General features: G+C 64.0%; 14 protein-coding genes and 1 pseudogene. 14 read left to right on the forward strand and 1 reads right to left on the reverse strand.

Annotation, left to right across the window (positions count from 1 at the left end; genetic code table 11):
• Positions 1 to 207: 207 nt before the first annotated feature.
• The 14 genes and pseudogenes from HYR72_16340 to HYR72_16405 all read left to right on the forward strand — a co-directional run bounded on the left by HYR72_16340 (position 208) and on the right by HYR72_16405 (position 16,042).
• Positions 208 to 2,715: an NAD(P)/FAD-dependent oxidoreductase gene (locus tag HYR72_16340; protein MBI1816550.1), complete on the forward strand. Its 2,508-nt coding sequence runs from the start codon at positions 208 to 210 to the stop codon at positions 2,713 to 2,715.
• Positions 2,712 to 3,158, forward strand: a complete 447-nt coding sequence (nirD, locus tag HYR72_16345) for a nitrite reductase small subunit NirD (GenBank protein ID MBI1816551.1) — start codon at positions 2,712 to 2,714, stop codon at positions 3,156 to 3,158. Before HYR72_16340 ends, nirD begins: the two co-directional genes overlap by 4 nt.
• Complete coding sequence (locus HYR72_16350; GenBank protein MBI1816552.1) at positions 3,148 to 4,209, forward strand: hypothetical protein; 1,062 nt, start codon at positions 3,148 to 3,150, stop codon at positions 4,207 to 4,209. The genes nirD and HYR72_16350 overlap by 11 nt, the downstream gene beginning before the upstream one ends.
• Positions 4,210 to 4,211: 2 nt before the next feature.
• Positions 4,212 to 6,383 (forward strand): molybdopterin oxidoreductase family protein, encoded by a 2,172-nt coding sequence (locus tag HYR72_16355; GenBank protein ID MBI1816553.1) that lies wholly within the window; start codon positions 4,212 to 4,214, stop codon positions 6,381 to 6,383.
• The gene (locus tag HYR72_16360; protein MBI1816554.1) at positions 6,380 to 6,982 is read left to right on the forward strand and encodes a 4Fe-4S binding protein; all 603 of its coding nucleotides are present in this window, start codon (positions 6,380 to 6,382) and stop codon (positions 6,980 to 6,982) included. Before HYR72_16355 ends, HYR72_16360 begins: the two co-directional genes overlap by 4 nt.
• Positions 6,979 to 7,443, forward strand: coding sequence for a Rieske (2Fe-2S) protein (locus tag HYR72_16365; GenBank protein MBI1816555.1), 465 nt, complete (start codon positions 6,979 to 6,981; stop codon positions 7,441 to 7,443). Before HYR72_16360 ends, HYR72_16365 begins: the two co-directional genes overlap by 4 nt.
• Entirely contained in the window at positions 7,443 to 8,645 is a 1,203-nt protein-coding gene (locus HYR72_16370; protein MBI1816556.1) for a NarK/NasA family nitrate transporter, read from the forward strand. Before HYR72_16365 ends, HYR72_16370 begins: the two co-directional genes overlap by 1 nt.
• Positions 8,646 to 9,153: 508 nt before the next feature.
• Positions 9,154 to 10,437: an ABC transporter substrate-binding protein gene (locus tag HYR72_16375; protein MBI1816557.1), complete on the forward strand. Its 1,284-nt coding sequence runs from the start codon at positions 9,154 to 9,156 to the stop codon at positions 10,435 to 10,437.
• Between the two features lie 12 nt (positions 10,438 to 10,449).
• Entirely contained in the window at positions 10,450 to 11,223 is a 774-nt protein-coding gene (gene ntrB, locus HYR72_16380; GenBank protein MBI1816558.1) for a nitrate ABC transporter permease, read from the forward strand.
• Between the two features lie 13 nt (positions 11,224 to 11,236).
• Positions 11,237 to 12,996: pseudogene (locus tag HYR72_16385) on the forward strand (ABC transporter ATP-binding protein).
• The gene (locus HYR72_16390) at positions 12,983 to 14,407 is read left to right on the forward strand and encodes an alginate export family protein (protein ID MBI1816559.1); all 1,425 of its coding nucleotides are present in this window, start codon (positions 12,983 to 12,985) and stop codon (positions 14,405 to 14,407) included. The pseudogene HYR72_16385 and the gene HYR72_16390 overlap by 14 nt, the downstream one beginning before the upstream one ends.
• A 45-nt stretch (positions 14,408 to 14,452) precedes the next feature.
• On the forward strand, positions 14,453 to 15,229 hold the full coding sequence (locus HYR72_16395; GenBank protein ID MBI1816560.1) for a Crp/Fnr family transcriptional regulator: 777 nt from the start codon (positions 14,453 to 14,455) through the stop codon (positions 15,227 to 15,229).
• 123 nt (positions 15,230 to 15,352) lie between these two features.
• A complete protein-coding gene (locus HYR72_16400) occupies positions 15,353 to 15,625 on the forward strand; it encodes an acyl carrier protein (protein MBI1816561.1) in 273 nt (90 codons plus the stop codon).
• A 30-nt stretch (positions 15,626 to 15,655) separates the two neighbouring features.
• Positions 15,656 to 16,042, forward strand: a complete 387-nt coding sequence (locus HYR72_16405) for a hypothetical protein (GenBank protein ID MBI1816562.1) — start codon at positions 15,656 to 15,658, stop codon at positions 16,040 to 16,042.
• Positions 16,043 to 16,055: 13 nt separating this feature from the next.
• On the opposite strand, the gene HYR72_16410 is transcribed toward HYR72_16405, so the two are convergent.
• Positions 16,056 to 17,330 (reverse strand): metallophosphoesterase, encoded by a 1,275-nt coding sequence (locus tag HYR72_16410; protein ID MBI1816563.1) that lies wholly within the window; start codon positions 17,328 to 17,330, stop codon positions 16,056 to 16,058.
• Positions 17,331 to 17,369 lie beyond the last annotated feature (39 nt).

The raw sequence follows: 17,369 nt of genomic DNA on the forward strand, positions 1-17,369 counted from the left end.
ATGTGAGCGAGCGATAGGCACACTCGCACCGTCACGCAGATCGGTCCTCCACGGCGCAAGGCACTGAGGCTTGGGGCACGCGACCCGCGCCAATGCTGGACCTCTGCTTGCTTCTCCACAAGCAATGAACGTGCGCGCGACCCGATCGGCATTTCGAATGATCATAAGAAGCAGATCGGATGCCAGCAGCGCGGCCAGGAGGAACGCATGAGCGAGAGCGCACAACGCCGACTCGTAGTGATCGGCAACGGCATGGCTGGCGCTCGGGTGGTCGAAGAGATCTTGCAGCGCGATGCCGTGCAGTTTCGCATCGCCATGTTCGGGGCCGAGCCGTACGGGAACTACAACCGCATCCTGCTGTCGAACGTTCTCAATCGCACCCAACCCATGGAGCAAATCTTTCTCAATCCGCTGCCCTGGTATGCGGAGCGCGGCATCGCCTTGCACGCCGGAGTCAAGGCGCTGCGCATCGATCGAGCGCGCAAGGTCGTCATCGGGCGACCGATGGATTCGGCGGCGCGGCCGTACGACCTCGATGGCAGCGACGCTGCCGCCGCTGACATCGAAGTGCCGTACGATCACGTCATCATCGCCACCGGTTCGCGCCCGTTTGTGCCGCCGATGGACGGCATGGGGAAGGTGGGCACATTTCTCTTTCGCACCATCGACGATTGCGATCGCATCGCTGCGTACGCGGAGGGCTGCCGCCGCGCGGTGGTGATCGGCGGTGGCCTGCTCGGGCTCGAAGCGGCGCGCGGGCTGCTAACCCACGGCGTTGCGGTCACCGTCATCGAAGCCGCGCCTCAACTGATGATGGCGCAGCTCGATGCCGACGCCGCGGCCGTTCTCAAGACGACGATGGAGCAGATGGGCGTCGAGGTTCTGCTCGACACTATCACCACGCACATGCTCGGCGACGCCCGAGTCACCGGGCTGCGTTTCAAAGACGGCCGCACGTTCGATACCGACATGGTGGTGGTCAGCGCCGGCATCCGGCCGATCACCGAGATTGGCGGCAGCTCCGGGCTCACGGTCGAGCGCGGTATCGTCTGCGATGATCAGCTCCGCACGAACGACCCCGACATCTTCGCCGTCGGTGAGTGCGTGCAGCACCGTGGTCTCATCTATGGTCTTGTCGAGCCGATCTGGGATCAGGCCAAAACCATCGCCGACGTGATCACGGGCGTGAATCCCTCGTCCGCCTATGTTGGTTCGAAGCTGGCCACCAAGCTGAAGGTGATGGGTGTCGAACTCGCCTCGATGGGCGATGTCCGCACCACGCAGCCGGGCGACGATGTGGTCGTCTACCGCGAGCCGAGTCGCGGCGTGTACAAGAAACTCGTCGTGCGTGACAACACGCTCGTCGGCGCCGTGCTGCTGGGCGAGACCGACACGGCCGGCGTGCTGACGCAGATGTTCAGTCTCGGCACGGCCGTTCCCGAGCGCCGCGCCGATCTGCTGTTCGGCACGACCAGCGGCGCGCCCATCCTTTCAGTCTTCGACCTCCCCGAGCACGCGCAGATCTGTAACTGCAACGGCGTCTCGAAGGGCCAGATCAAGGAGGCGATTCAGATCGGCAAGTGCCGCTCGGTGTCGAAGGTCGGCGCCTGCACCAAGGCCGGCATGGGCTGCGGTAGTTGCAAGCCACTGATCCAGCAGTTCCTCGAAGTCTACGGCGGCGAGGTGCAGGACGATGATCCGAGCGAGCACTACTACGTTCCCGGCGTGCCGCTGCCAAAGCCCGAATTGATCGCTGCCATCAGGGCGCGCCGACTCATCAGCGTCAGCGCGGTGTTTCGCGAGTTGGCGGGTGGTCGTGAAGATCCCGCGAGCAAGCCCGGCCTGGCGTCGCTGCTCAAGTCACTGTGGCCGGATGAGTACGACGACGAGCGCGATGCGCGCTACATCAACGATCGCGTCCACGCCAACATTCAACGCGACGGCACCTTCAGCGTCATCCCGCGCATCTACGGCGGCGTGACTTCGGCCGCGGAGCTGCGCCGCATCGCCGACGTCGCCGACAAGTACGATGTGCCGATGGTCAAAATCACCGGGGGCCAACGGATCGACTTGCTCGGAGTGAAGAAGGACCAGCTCCCGGCGATGTGGAAGGACCTCGGCATCCCGAGCGGGCACGCGTACACCAAGGCGTTCCGCACCTGCAAGAGTTGCGTCGGCACCGACTTCTGCCGCTACGGACTCGGCGACTCGATCGCGTTGGCGCAACAGATCGAGCGCCGCTTCCAAGGGGTGGAGTCGCCGCACAAGATGAAGCTCGCCACGGCGGGCTGCCCGCGCAATTGCTCCGAAGCCTACGTCAAGGATCTCGGCGCTGTCGCGATCGGCAACGGCAAGTGGGAGATTTATCTCGGCGGTGCCGCCGGCGGCACCGTGCGCAAAGGCGATCTGCTGTGCACCGTCGACTCGCATGCCGACGTCCTCAAGTACATGGGCCGCTTCATGCAGTACTACCGCGAACACGCGAAGTACATGGAGCGAAGCTACGGCTTCGTCGAGCGTCTCGGCATCGCCCATCTGCGCGACGTGTTGGTCAGCGACAGCCAAAGCATCTGCGCGCACCTCGACGCCGAGATCGAGGCGGCCGTCGCCGCCTATCGAGATCCCTGGGCGACCGACGCCGCCGAACCCGCATACGAAGCGCAGTTCACCGGCGCGCTGCCGGTAATGAGCGAGCAAGAAGAGGCCCGGCTATGAGCGCAACCGGAGCCCATCTTGTAGGGGCGACGCATGCGTCGCCCGCAAGGGGCAACGGCCACACTCAATCGGAGGGCGACGCATGCGTCGCCCCTATCGGCCGGAGAGCGCTCGACAACACTCCGATCGACATCGGCCCGCTCGACTCGATCGCACCCGGCCAAGGGCGCGCGTTTGTGATCGCCGGCCGCACCATCGCCGTCTTCCGCCAGCGCGATGGTCGGGTCTTCGCCACTGACAATCAGTGTCCGCATCGCGGTGGACCGCTGGCGGAAGGCATCGTCGGTGACGGCAAGGTGATTTGCCCGCTCCACAACTGGAAGATCGACCTCGCCACTGGCCAATGTCTCGGCGAATCGGCGACGCTGCGAACGTACCCCGTGAGCGTGGTGAACGGACGAGTCTTCGTGAATGCGGAATGCGGAGTGCTGAATGCGGAATAGAAGAGGGCACAATCCGGATTCCGCATTCCGCACTCCGCATTCCGCATTGTTCGCGATGCTGACGACCGGGTCGCTCGTCGCGGCGATCTACTTCGGCTCGCACCGTCTCACCTACTTCGATCCGGCATTGGTCGGCTACTGTCTGGCGACGATGATCGCGTGCTTCGCCACTGTCTATCAGGTCTCGGCGTTCTGGCAGCGGCGCGCCTCGGCGTTCTATGGATGGGCGCTGGTTCGTGCGCTGCGTCGGCCCCGGCAACTGGCGGTAGTGATGCGAGGGGCCGCCCGCGATCTGGCGGCGCAGCGCTTCGTTGCGCCGCGCGGTCGGCTGCGCTGGCTTGCGCACATGCTGTTGGCGTGGGGCACGCTTGCCGGTTTCGCAGTGACGCTGCCGCTGGTGTGGGGGTGGTTGCACTTTGAGCCGGTCGGCGATCACGCGTATCGAGCGGTCGCGCTGTCGGTGTCGACGCCGCAGTTCGCCACCGACGGCGCGATTGCTTGGCTGATATTTCACGCCCTCGATCTCGCCGCCGTCGCGGTGACGCTCGGCGCCGGCTACTTCTTGGCGGCACGCGTGCGCATGCGTCGGCACCCAGGCGTCGGTGGTGGATTCCATCTCGCACCCTTGTTGCTGCTGCTCGCGGTTGCGCTCAGCGGTCTCGCGCTGCCAGTCGCAGCCGATCTTGGCCACAGCACGTTTCGCCTCGCCGCAATGACCCACGAGGCCACCGTGATTGCGCTGCTGGCCGCCCTGCCCTACGGCAAGTTGATTCATCTGTTCATCCGCCCCCTGCATCTCGGCGCGCAACTGGTCCGCGCCAGCGCCGCGCCGGTGGGCTGCCCGCGCTGCGGCGCGGCAATGGCGCCCGCCGCACAGATGCACGCGATCGAAGATCTGCTCACCGCGCAAGGTTTTCACTTCGCCGGCCATCACCAACAGTGTCCGCCCTGCCGCCGCAAGCGACTGGCGAGTGTGCACACGCAACTGTTCGGCGCGCATTTCCAACCGCAGCAAATGACGCGGCGCCTGGCGCTGGAAAAGGCGGCATAGCGATGGGCTACCTTCCGGCGTCGGCCGAGACGCTCATCGAGCAGTACGGCCCGCATCTGCAGTACGAGCCGCCCGGCGGTTTCGCCGCGCGCACGGCGCCCGATCGCAAAGTGCAGACTCATTGCTGCTTCTGCGGTCAGCAGTGCGGGGTCACGCTGCTGGTGAAGAATGAACAAGTCATCGGCGTCGAACCGTGGGAAGAGTTTCCGTTCAATCAAGGCAAGCTGTGCCCGAAGGGCGTGAAGCGCTACTTGCAAAACAATCACCCCGACCGCTTGCGTTACCCCCTAGTCCGTAGCGGTCATGGTTTCGAGCGCATCAGTTGGGATGAGGCGCTCGACCAGATCGCCGAACGGTTTCAGCGGCTGCAGGCGCATTACGGGCCCGACAGCGTCGGCGTGCTTTCCGGCGCCTCGCTCACCAACGAGAAGGCGTACCTGATGGGCAAGTTCGCGCGCGTCGGGCTCGGCACGCGCCACATCGACTACAACGGCCGGCTGTGCATGGTGGCGGCTGGCGCGGCTAACCTGAAGGCGTTCGGTCTCGATCGCGCCGCCAACCCGTGGGCCGACATCGCCAACACCGATCTGATTCTCGTCACCGGCTCCAACGTCTCCGAGTGCAGCCCGATTACGGTCGACTACATCTGGCGGGCACGTGATCGCGGCGCCAAGTTGATCGTGATCGATCCACGTCTGACCCCGATCGCGCGCACCGCCGATCTCTATCTTCCGGTCAAACCCGGACGCGACTCGGCGTTGATGAATGCGATCCTGCACGCGGTGATTCGTCTCGGCGGCGTCGACCACGATTTCGTCGCCGCCCACACCGACGGCTTCGACGCCGTGCGCGACACGGTGGCCGACTACAGCCCTGAATCGATGGAACAGCTCGTCGGCATCCCGGCCGCGCGCATTCGGCAAGCGGCGGCGATGTGGACGCAGGCGCCGCGCACGATGCTGCTGCACGCGCGCGGCATCGAGCATCACACCAAGGGCGTCGACAACGTGCTGTCGTGCATCAACCTGGTGCTGGCGACCGGCAAGATCGGTAAGCCCGGCTGCGGCTACGCCACCATCACCGGGCAAGGCAACGGCCAAGGCGCGCGCGAGCACGGGCAACGCTGCAATCAACTGCCAGGCGCGCGCGACATCGAGAACCCCGAGCACCGCCAGCACATCGCCGACTTCTGGGGCATCGATGAACGCGAGCTGCCGCAGAAGGGCGCGACCGCACCCGAGATCATCGAGATGGCGCACCGCCGCGAGATTCGCGGCTTGCTCTCGCTGTGTTTCAATCCGATCGTTTCGCTCCCCGATTCCGCGTTCACCCGCGAAGCGTTGGAACGGCTCGACTGCTACGTCGTGATCGATTTCTTCATGTCAGAGACTGCTCGACACGCCGACATCATCCTGCCCGGTTCGTTGCAGGAGGAAGACGAGGGCACGGTAACGAGCACCGAGGGGCGCGTCATTCGCATCCGGCAAGCCGTCAACCCACCTGCCGAAGCGCGGCGCGATTGGAACATCATCTGCGATCTCGGTCGCCGACTCGGCAAAGGGCAATACTTCGACTTCAATTCTGCGGGTGAGATCTTCGATGAGCTGCGGCGCGCGTCACACGGCGGCAAGGCCGACTACTTCGGCATCAGCTACGAAAAGATCGAGCGACAGATGGGCGTGTTCTGGCCCTGCCCGACGGCGGCGCATCCCGGCACACCGCGACTGTTCGAAGGCGGACAGTTCGCGCATCCCGACGGCCGCGCGCGCTTTCACGCCATCGAGTACCGTCCACCGGCGGAAGACACCGACGACGAATATCCGATCCTGCTGACGACCGGGCGGGTGGTGTCGCAATTTTTGTCGGGAACGCAGACGCGGCGCATCGGCCCGCTAGTCGATCAGTGTCCGCAGCCATACGTCGAGATGCATCCGCGCCTCGCCGACCAGTTGGGCATTCGCGACGGTGCACCTGTGCACGTGATCAGCCGGCGCGGCGAAGTCACGCTGCCCGCGCTGGTGGTTGCCACGATTCGCCCCGACACCATTTTCATTCCGTATCACTGGCCGGGCGACCAGTCGGCGAATCGGCTGACGCAACGCGCCTACGACCCGATCGCCAAGATTCCCGAGTTCAAGGTGTCGGCCGTGCGTGTCGAGCGAGCGCTCGCATGACCGGCGAACTCTTCATCGATCCGCAGCGCTGCATCGGCTGCCGTGCGTGTGTGGAGGCCTGCAGCGAGTGCTCGGGGCATGGTGGCACTTCGATGATTCACCTCGACGATCTCGCGCGCACCGCCACGGTGCAAACCGCGCCGACCGTGTGCATGCACTGCGACGAGCCCGCCTGCGCCGCGGTGTGCCCCGCCGATGCGATTAGCAAAGGCCCCGACGGCGTCGTGCACACGGCGATGACCGAGCGCTGCATCGGTTGCTCGAACTGCGTCCTCGCCTGCCCGTTCGGCGTGCCGAAGTACGACGCGCGACTCGATCTCATGATGAAGTGCGACTTGTGTTACGACCGCACTTCGGTCGACCTCAAGCCGATGTGCGCCACCGTGTGTCCGTCCGGCGCCCTGTTCTACGGCACGCGCGCCGAGGTCGAAGACCGCCGGCAGGCGCAACCGCGTAACGTGTTCCAATTCGGCGACGAAGTGGTGCGCACCAAGATCAGCTACATGGTGCCAGCACATCACGAGCAGATTCGTGTCACCGAGAGCGCCGAAGTCGTGCGCTCAGTGGCGGAGCAATGTCTCGAGGAGGCAATTGTATGAAGCCCGAGAGCGAGGCCATGGGTCGGCGCGCGTTCTTGTGGACGGCAGTCGTCAGCGCGGTCGCCGCAGTCTGCGGCGAGTGGTGGGCGCAGCGTCGCGTATCGACCGGTACCATGATCGCCCCGTTTCGCATCGCTGCGGACGTGCCGCCGGGAACCGCCGTGAACTTCACTCTGCCCGGAACCACGATCCCGGGGGTGTTGGTGCGGCTCAATGACGACGAGTACGCCGCGTTCGATCAGCGCTGTCCGCATTTGGGCTGCCCGGTGCAGTGGTCGGCCGCACGCGAGCGTTTCGAATGCCCGTGTCATCGCGCCGTCTTCGACGGCCCGAGCGGCCGGGCGGTGTCGGGACCACCACGACGCGGCCTGCGACGGATTCGCGTCGAGCGTCGCGGCAGCGAAGTGTGGGCGCAGCCCGCGCACGACGACGACGATGACGATGAGGAGGGGATTGCGTAATGCGAGTACGCGAGTTTGCGCGGGCCGGCCACTGGCCGACGTTGGTGTGTGCGTTTCTCTACTTCGATCTCAGCTTCATGTTGTGGATGCTGCTCGGCGCGCTCGGCGTGTTCATCGCCCAAGAGTTCGGACTGACACCGGCCGAGAAGGGTCTGTTGGTCGCGCTGCCGATCCTCTCGGGCGCGGCGCTGCGCTTGGTGTTGGGCGCAGCCAGTGATCGCTGGGGCGCGCGGCGCGTGGGAATCGCCGGCATGCTGCTGACGGCACTGCCGCTCGTATGGGGTGGGTTCGCGATGAGCAGCTTTGCGGATGGGTTGGGGGTAGGTGTGCTGCTCGGCGTGGCGGGTGCCAGTTTCGCGGTGGCGTTGCCGCTCGCGAGTCGCTGGTACCCGCCCCGCTATCAGGGGATCGCGATGGGAATCGCCGGCGCCGGCAACTCGGGGACGGTGTTGGCGGCGTTGTTCGCGCCGCGTTTGGCGGAGCACTTCGGCTGGCGCGGTGTCTTTCAGCTCGCGCTGATCCCGCTCGTGATTGTGTTGTGCGCCTTCGCGCTGTTCGCGCGCGACAATCCGCAACAGCCGGCACGCACCACTCGCTACGCGCAGATCCTGCGCGAACGCGATCTCTGGTGGTTGAATCTTTTCTATACGATCACGTTCGGTGGCTTCGTCGGCCTCGCGAGTTTTCTGCCGATCTTCTTTTGTGACCAATACGGGTGCACACGCGTTGCGGCAGGCACCTGGGCCGCGGCGTGCGTGTTTGCGGGCAGCTTCCTCCGTCCGTTCGGTGGAGCGCTGGCCGATCGACTCGGCGGCGTACGGGTACTCGGCGTGCTGTACGTCATCGTGACCGCACTGGGCGCGCTGTTGGCGCAACTGCCGGCGTTTCCACTCGCGGTTTTCACGCTCGTTCTGATGTCCGGTAGTCTCGGCATGGGCAACGGCGCGGTGTTCCAGTTAGTCGGCAAGCGTTTCCATCGCGAAGTGGGTCTGGCCACCGGCATGGTCGGCGCGTGCGGCGGGATTGGCGGCTTCTTGCTGCCGTCAACGCTCGGCGTGCTCAAACAAGTCGGTGGCTCGTACGGCTTCGGGTTTGCGGCCTTCGCACTAGCCGCCGCGGGAGCCGCACTCGCATTGACTTTGGCGCACCGCGAGTGGCAACGCACGTGGGCGACGCATATCACGCTCGAACCGACTCCGTAGCCATGCGCGGGGTTGGTCCCCGCAAACGGAACTGAGTCGGTCATCGGCTGCGCCCTGTTCATCTCTCAATCGATCGGTGCTCGTTGTTCGAGCGCAATCCCACTCAGCCGACGATGTTGTGAGGACGTGCGAGTTGCAGTGCGCTGATCCCGTGCTTCCATGCACAACTGCGGCTGATCACCGGCTTCACTAGAAGTGATGCCATCAGGCGAGGGCCGGTGCGCATCGGCAGAGCAGTCATCGAAGCAATGGTGCGATCTTGGGCAGCCGCGGCATCGTTCGCAGTGCGGTGATGTTGTCTTGTGGTGAATCCGGCTTCCGCCCACGTGTCGTGGCCGCGGTCTTGCTCACCCCTTCCATCATGCGGAGTGAACGTGTGCCATCGGTCATTCGAATTGAGGTTAGCAGGGTTTGCGATGACGATTCGCTGCATCGACTGCGATGAATGTCGAACTGGAAGCATGGAACGGAACGCTGAGCGCTCGACGGGATAGAAGGAGAGAAGTGCATGTCACAACGTAAGGGCAAGTCAGCGCAGCAATCGCCGCGGGCCGTCTCGCGGCGGCAATTCTTGAAGATCTCGGGCGGCGCCGCGGGCATTCTGTTGGCCGGGCTTCCGCGCGGTTGGGTCGGTGGTGTCTATGCCGCCGACGGGCCAGAGACGTCCCAGGTTCGCTTCGGCATCATCGCACTCACCGATTGTTCATCGATCGTGATGGCGCACGAGCTCGGGCTCTTCAAGAAGTACGGTATCGAAGCCACCATCTCCAAAGAAGCATCGTGGGCCGTGATCCGCGACCGCATGAACCTGGGAGAGAATCAGGCGACGCATATGCTCTACGGCATGCCCTACGCGTCGACGATGGGGCTGCTCGGTTCGCCGAAGCGGCCGATGGTCATCCCCTTCTGCCTCAACCACAACGGCCAGGCGATCACGTTGACCAAGGCGCTGCGCAACCAGGGCATCAAGACTCCACAAGCACTGAAACCCCTGGCCGACGAGGCGAAACAGAAGGGCAATCCGCTGACGTTTGCGATGACGTTCCCGCCGGGGACGCACGCCATGTGGATGCGCTATTGGCTGGCAGCAGGGGGCATCAATCCGGACAAGGATGTCACCCTCATCACCATTCCGCCGCCGCAGATGGTCGCCAACATGAAGGTGGGCAAGATGGACGGCTTCTGCGTCGGCGAACCATGGAACGCGCGCGCGATCGCCGACGACATCGGCTTTACCGCAATCACCTCGCAACAGATTTGGAAGGATCACCCCGAAAAGGTGCTCGCCTTCAACGAAGAGTTCGCGGAGAAGAACCCGAAGACGCTGAAAGCCATCCTGCGCGCGATGATCGAGTCGAGTCAGTACATCGACCAGCTCGACAACCGCCCCCACGTCGCCGAGGTCGTGTCACGACCGCAGTACATCAATTGCGAGCCCGGCGTCATCCTCGGTCGGCTCCTCGGCCGCTACGACTATGGTGACGGCCGCACGGAGCAGGATCCCCTGTACATGACCTTCTACGATCGCCAGACCAACTTCCCGTGGAAGTCGCACGGGCTGTGGTGGCTCTCGCAGTTTCGGCGGTGGGGGATGATCCCGGAGGGCACCGACTACAGCGGCGTCGTCAACAAGGTACATCGGCCCGACGTGTATCGCGAAGTGACGAAGGAGCTGAGTATCGAGACGCCGGCCGAGGATGTGAAGCAAGAGACCCTGTTCGATGGCGTCGTCTTCGACCCGGCTGACCCCGAAAAGTATGCCAAGAGTTTCGCCGTGAATGGCATCGTGTGAGGTGGAGCGAGGATGAAGAAGCGAGTGGACGTTGGGGCATTGCTGTTGCCGCTCGTCGGAGTAGGTCTGGTGGTGTTCGTGTGGACGGTACTCAGCCAAACCGTCGCACCCGATCTGCCGTCGCCGTGGCGGACTTGGGTCGAATCGAAGAGCTACATCGTCCGACCGTTCTTCAAAGACGGCGAGATGAATCAAGGGATCGGCCGGTTCGCTTTTCTCAGCTTGGTGCGCGTGGCCAAGGGATTCTTTCTCGCCATCGTGATGGGTACGCCACTCGGGTTCGTGCTCGGGCTGTCGGCCTCGTTCAACCGGGCGTTCGATCCGATCATTCAAATCCTGCGGCCGATCTCGCCGCTGGCGTGGCTTCCGCTCGGACTCATCATCTTCCAGCGGTCGGAGCCGGCGGCGCTGTTTACCATCGCTGTGTGCGCCATGTGGCCGACGGTGATCAACACCGCCGTCGGGGTTCGCAGCATCAACCAAGACTATCTCAACGTCGGTCGCGTGTTGCGGTTGTCGCGCGCCAAGATGCTGCGCAAGATCATCGTACCGGCGACCCTGCCGTACATGTTCACCGGCTTCCGGCTGTCGCTGGGTATCGCGTGGCTCGTCATCGTCGCCTCCGAGATGCTCACCGGCGCCCCGGGCGTCGGCGGCTTTCTCTGGCAAGAATACAATAGCCTCGTCTACTCGCACATCTTACTCTCCATCATCACCATCGGGGTTATCGGCTTTCTGCTCGACCGCCTGATGGGCATGGCCGAGCGTCGTTTCCAAACCGCGTGAGTCGAGCGTGGGCATGGCACTGCTGACACTACGCAACGTTAGCAAGAGCTACGATACGCCGGGCGGCCGGCGACACCGGGTCTTGCACGGTCTGCACCTCGACGTCGCCGACGGCGAGTTCGTTTCGATCGTCGGCTACTCGGGATCGGGAAAGACGACCTTGGTTTCGCTCATCGCCGGTTTGATCGAGCCCGACGAGGGCGAGATTTCTCTCGGCGGCGTACCCATCGACGGACCGAGTCCGGACCGTGGCATCGTGTTTCAGAATTATTCTCTGCTCGCGTGGATGACGGTGTTCGAGAACATCTTCCTCGCGGTCGACGCCGTGTCACCGCAGCGTTCGTTGGCGCAGAAGCGAGAGCGCACCGAGCAGCTCATCCATCTCGTCAATCTTCAGCAAGCGATGGACAAGCGGCCGCGCGAACTCTCGGGTGGCATGCGGCAGCGCGTCGCCGTCGCCCGCGGGCTAGCGATGGACCCCAAGCTGTTGTTGCTCGATGAGCCGTTCAGCGCGCTCGACGCGCTCACCCGCGCCACGCTGCAGACCGAACTCGCCCGCATCTGGATGGGCGAGCGCAAGACCGTCGTAATGATCACCAACGACGTCGAAGAGGCGATTCTGCTCGCTGACCGAATCTATCCACTCACCTCGGCTCCGGACGCCACGCTTGGTCCCGGTATTCCGGTCGATATTCCTCACCCGCGCTCAAGCCGCAGTCTGAACCTCCATCCCGAATACCGCCACGTGCGCCACGCATTGGTCGACTTTCTCGTCAACCAGCGAAACGCGAGTCGTGCGTCGCACGCCACCGCGGGGAGACAGTGAACAAGCGTTTTCTCGAGCTGACCCAGCTCGGTAAGAGTTACGAGACGCCCTACGGCGCCGCTGTCATCGTGCAGGACTTCAATCTGCTCGTCGCGGAGAGCGAGTTCATCTGCATCATCGGGCATTCGGGCTGTGGCAAGTCGACCGTGCTTTCCATCTTGATGGGTCTCAGTACCGCCACGGAAGGCGGCGTCATTCTCGCTGGGAAGGAGGTCGTCGGGCCCGGCCTCGATCGCGGCGTGGTGTTCCAATCACCGTCACTGCTGCCCTGGCTGACGGTGCGCGACAACGTCTTGCTGGCAGTGGATCAGGTTCACGCACAGGAGCCGCACGCACAACGCATCTTGCTGGCTGAGCGCTACCTCGATCTCGTGGGGTTGCGTGATTCCGCGGATCACTATCCCGACGCGTTGTCAGCCGGAATGCGCCAGCGCGTTGGCATCGCGCGCGCCTACGCCCTCGAGCCGAAGGTCCTCTTGCTCGATGAGCCCTTCAGCCTTCTCGATGCGCTGACGCGCATGGAGCTGCAAGACGATCTGATGCGACTTTGGGAGCAGGAAAAGAAGACCGTGGTGATGGTGACCCACGATGTCGACGAGGCCCTCCTGCTCGCGGATCGGATCGTCATGATGACGAGCGGCCCCGCCGCAACCGTCGGCGCCGTGCTCGACGTACCGCTCGTGCGGCCGCGCCAGCGCGCCATGCTGTTCGAGGACCCCAGCTACTATCAGGCTCGCGACCGTCTGCTCGCCTTTCTCGAAGGCACGGACCGCCACGGGGCGCAAAACCTACCGGCAGGTTCGGTTGTAAACGTAGAATCAGGGTGCCAGATGGAGACGGAGGAAAATGCAAATCATCGGAACGGCAACAGGAAGACAGATCTGGCGTCGGCTCAGCATTGGGATGGTGTTGGCCGTACTAGTCAACCCAGAGGTGAGCCGAGCTGAGGTAACGCTCGATCCGATCTCGCCAAAACTGTCAGTGGCCGCCAGCCTCCGCACCCGTTGGGAGCTGTGGAACTGGTTTGAACCACACGGCACGCAGAACAACGACTACGACTTCATCGGGACGGTCGCGCGAACCTCGCTGAAGTGGAAGGACGATGCCTTCGATGTGTTCGTCGAGGCGCAGAACTCCGCACTCATCGATCTGCCCACCACGGCGTCGGCACCTCCGCCGCAGGGGAATCTGGGACTCGGCGGAGTCTATTACCAGCAGAACCGCGCGCGGAACGACGCCAGCATCTTTCTCAAGCAAGGCTACCTCACCCTCAAGCAGGTCGGCATTCCCGGGCTGACGGTGAAAGGTGGGCGCTTCGAGTTCTCCGAGGGCAATGAAGTCCTCTCCGGCGATGCGACGGTCGATTGGCTGAAGAACCAGCGCATCGCGCAACGACTGATCGGGCCGTTCGGCTGGTCGGATGTCGGCCGCGCGTTCGACGGCGGCACGGCGGCGTGGAATCAGGCGCCGTATAACGTCACGATCATGGCCTCGCATCCGACCGCGGGCGGCTTCGATCTCAACGGGATGCCTGACATCGACGATATCGACGTCGCTTACGCCGGCTTCAATCTCACCAAGTTGTTGGCGTCATCCACCACCGATGCTCGGCTCTTCTACATTTGCTACGACGACCGCCGTCATCAAGTGAAGTCGGACAATCGGCCTCTGAAAGTGCGCGCCGGCGCCGACCGCTTCGACGACATCCAGATTTCGACCGAGGGCGCCAATCTCATTCACCTGCTGCCGACCGCGGCCGGACCGATCGATGTGTTACTGTGGGGAGCGATCCAGCAAGGTGACTGGGGGTTGCTCGGTCATGACGCCTGGAGTTGGGACGTCGAAGCCGGATGGCAACCGGCGTCGTTACCCTGGAAACCGTGGCTGCGGGTTGGAGTGACGCGCAGCTCCGGCGACGACAACCCGAACGACGGCGACCACCGCACCTTCTTTCAGATTCTCCCCACGGCGCGACCCTACGCGCTCTCGACCTTCTACAACATGCTGAACACCACCGACATCTTTCAGGAAATCATCCTGAGGCCGATCCCAGGCTTGATCTCACGCACGGATGCACACGTGCTGCGCCTGACGGAGGCGCACGATCTCTGGTATCAGGGATCCGGCGCAACGCTCTCGGATTCCAACCGACCCGAAGGCTTCGGATTCGCCGGTCGGCCCGCCAACAACCTGCACGAGTTGTTCACCGTGCTGGAGACTTCACTTGGCTACGATTGGAACGCGTATCTCAACACCAGCCTGTACTACGGTCATGTCTTCGGTGGCGCCGTGGTCTCCTCGATTTTCGCCGGCGACGAGGCGGACTTCGGCTATTTCGAGATGACGCTGAAGCTCTGATCGCAATCTTGACTTTCTCCGGCTTGGCTGACGTAGTGTCGCGCTGTGCGAAACGAACGGCCCACCCTGAGCATCCCGAAAGAACAGTTCCGCTCGCTGCTGGCGGAGACCGGGCGACGCATGGGGTTGACCGAGGCAGCCCTCGGCGAGTTGGTGAAGCGTGCGCAGCTCGGGCACTGGCAGAAGAACCAAGAGATCTTCACCCCCGATGATGCGGCAGACCTGGTAAACTTTCTGGTTGCGGGGGCGGTCAAGGTGACCTGTCCATCGGGCAACGGCACGGTGTTGGTGCAGTTGGTGCGGCCGGGCCAGTTCTTTGGTCTCAATTGGTTCGCCGAGCGCGGCCGCCCGCGTCTGTTCGGCGCCACCGCGTTCACCGACTGCACGGTGGCGATGGTGACCAGCGAGATGATGGCGACTCTGATCAGCGACTCGCCGCCACAATCGGTGATGCGCATCATGTCGTACAGTTGGCGAGCGCTTAGTCGCCTGCTGTACCAGAAGTGCTGCCTGCTAGGCTTGCGCTTGGAAGACCGCCTCAAGCGGGAGTTGGGCGTGCTCGCGCGCGACTTCGGCCGCGAGCATGACGGCGGCATGCTGATCGATCTGCCGCTCACGCACGCCGACCTCGCTGAATTTGCGATCGCCTCGCGCGCCAACGTGGCGCGCGTTATGAAGCAGTTCGAGCGCAACGGTTTGGTGTCGCGCATCGGTCGCCGAGTCTTTCTCACGCCGACCTTCTTCGATCGCGATCAGAATCCCGACTTCGACCGCCTGCTCGCCACTGATTTGCTGCGGCCACCCTCGCAGCGTCTCGCCTAACACAAAGAAACCCCACGCCGCTGTGCCGAACGGCACAGGCGTGCATGGACGGGTCATCATCCTGTCTCGTATCGTGCGTGCGTACGAGCGGAGGCGGGGCGGCGACGACCATCACCAACCCAAATGGACGCCATGCAAACTTTGACCGAACTCATTGCGGAGCACTTGGGTGTCGACGCCAGCGAGATCACCGCGGAGACCAACTTCGCCGACGACCTGGGCGCCGACTCACTCGACGTCGCCGAGATCGCCATCGCGGTCGAAGACCGCTTGGGCATTACGCTCGACGACGCGGAACTCGATCGCATCCGCACGGTGGGACAAGCGGTTGAGATGCTCGACAGCAAACTGCGCCACGCCGCTGCACTACGCAGCGGGCGGTCGCGAGCATCCTGACCGGACAACGGATGAGAGGATGAAGGGGCGATGATCGACGACGCATGTTCGCTACACAGCAGCGAGGACTTCGACGAGTTTCTGTGGCCACTCACCAACGCAACCTGGCCAGTGAACTGGACGCGGCTGGCGGAGGAGCATCGCCTGCGGCGTCGCCTGCAGGAGATCCTCGCCCACGTGCACGAAACCCACGTGGCGCCGCGCCTGAGCCGACTCGGTCACGCCGCCAGCGCCGACGCGATCGCCCAGATCACCCAGAGCGTGATCGCCGGGCCAATAGACGGCAATCTGTGGGAACGCAGCTTACGCGACTTGGTGCCGCGCGCACTCCGCGACGAGTGGCAAGCGCTGTGCACTGAGTTGCGCGGCTTGTGCGATCCACCGTCGGCGGCGCGCAGTACGCGCGAGAAGCGCTAGCGCTGCTGGCGGCTCACGCCGCGGCGACCTCGATCACCGAAATCTCGCGCGGCGCGAACAGCCGGATGCGTTGCCCCGTCACCCCCAGCCCGCGATTGACATAAAGGAAGCACCCCTCCTTCTCGAACAGCCCTCGATCGAACGGCGTCACGAAGCGCGCCAGGCCGCGCGGACGGCCGCCGAACCACGGCATCGCTACTTGCCCACCGTGCGTGTGTCCCGACAGCGTGAGGCCAATCCCGAGCGCCGCCGCGTGGCTGAAAGCCTCCGGGCGATGCGACAACAACAGTACCGGCTCGGTCGCGGAGAGCTGCGACTCCAGCGCTGCGAGTCCGTCATGACGGTGAACGCCGCGCGCCCAGTCGCGTCCGACGTCATCAACGCCAACAATGTGCAAGCGCGTACCGCGCACCTCGACCGTGGCGATCGCGTTGCGCAAGATGGTGAACGGCGTGTATTGGCGCAGCTCGGCCTCGACACGGTCCGCGCCGGCATAGTGATCGTGATTACCCAGAATGGCGAAGACGCCCAGGCGAGCGTGTAGCGCCGCCAGGATCGGCAATTGCGTCGAGAGATTTGCGGCCGGTCCGTCCGCGATATCGCCGGTGATGCAGATCAGATCCGGATCGAGGGCGTTAACGCGGGCAACGAAGCGCTGCAGCTGCGCCACAGTGAGATTCTGGCCGATGTGAATGTCGCTGATCTGGGCGATGCGCAGCCCTAGCAACGCCGGCGGATAGGCGAGCGGAATACGCAACTGCGTGACCGTGAGACGCCACTGCCCAATCGTATAGCCGTAGGCAAACGCCAGCGTGATCGTGCTCACCCCGGTCACCGAGAACCAGTGAAAGAGGCCATCAATCGCCGAGCGCGCCGAGCTCATGACGACGGGCTGCGTCGTGCCGGCTTCGACCGTGAGTGCGCCCAGCAGCAACCGCATGGTCGCCCACCCCAGCGTGCTCAACCCGAGGAAGACGGCACAAAATAGCGCCGTGAACGCCACGCCCGAGTAGCCACGCAACACCCGCGCCTGCCAGCTGCGCCCGTCGCGCTGGCCACGCATGGTGCCGATCACCTTGCGATTGATCGCGTAGAGCGTGAGCGCACCCGCGAAATGAATCGGCGCCGGCAACGGATGCCCCAGCACCGACAGCAGCCACGCACCGGTGACCCACTGAGCCAGACTCACCGCCGCCAACAAGAGCGTGAAGAAGTGACCGAAGAACCACCCGACAGCAGCCTGCCACAGCTGCGCCAGCGGTGGCCGAGACGATTGTACGAACGACATGGGACGTAGAGTAACCAAAAGGATGGTCGCACGCCACCG

It is taken from the genome of Deltaproteobacteria bacterium (assembly GCA_016178705.1).
GTDB lineage: Bacteria > Desulfobacterota > Binatia > HRBIN30 > JACQVA1 > JACOST01.

Bases quoted from the DNA above. Each gene is read 5' to 3' on its own strand.
- HYR72_16340 (MBI1816550.1), top strand. From the start codon at position 208: ATGAGCGAGAGCGCACAACGCCGACTCGTAGTGATCGGCAACGGCATG.
- nirD (MBI1816551.1), top strand. From the start codon at position 2,712: ATGAGCGCAACCGGAGCCCATCTTGTAGGGGCGACGCATGCGTCGCCC.
- HYR72_16350 (MBI1816552.1), top strand. From the start codon at position 3,148: ATGCGGAATAGAAGAGGGCACAATCCGGATTCCGCATTCCGCACTCCG.
- HYR72_16355 (MBI1816553.1), top strand. From the start codon at position 4,212: ATGGGCTACCTTCCGGCGTCGGCCGAGACGCTCATCGAGCAGTACGGC.
- HYR72_16360 (MBI1816554.1), top strand. From the start codon at position 6,380: ATGACCGGCGAACTCTTCATCGATCCGCAGCGCTGCATCGGCTGCCGT.
- HYR72_16365 (MBI1816555.1), top strand. From the start codon at position 6,979: ATGAAGCCCGAGAGCGAGGCCATGGGTCGGCGCGCGTTCTTGTGGACG.
- HYR72_16370 (MBI1816556.1), top strand. From the start codon at position 7,443: ATGCGAGTACGCGAGTTTGCGCGGGCCGGCCACTGGCCGACGTTGGTG.
- HYR72_16375 (MBI1816557.1), top strand. From the start codon at position 9,154: ATGTCACAACGTAAGGGCAAGTCAGCGCAGCAATCGCCGCGGGCCGTC.
- ntrB (MBI1816558.1), top strand. From the start codon at position 10,450: ATGAAGAAGCGAGTGGACGTTGGGGCATTGCTGTTGCCGCTCGTCGGA.
- HYR72_16400 (MBI1816561.1), top strand. From the start codon at position 15,353: ATGGACGCCATGCAAACTTTGACCGAACTCATTGCGGAGCACTTGGGT.
- HYR72_16405 (MBI1816562.1), top strand. From the start codon at position 15,656: ATGATCGACGACGCATGTTCGCTACACAGCAGCGAGGACTTCGACGAG.
- HYR72_16410 (MBI1816563.1), bottom strand. From the start codon at position 17,330: ATGTCGTTCGTACAATCGTCTCGGCCACCGCTGGCGCAGCTGTGGCAG.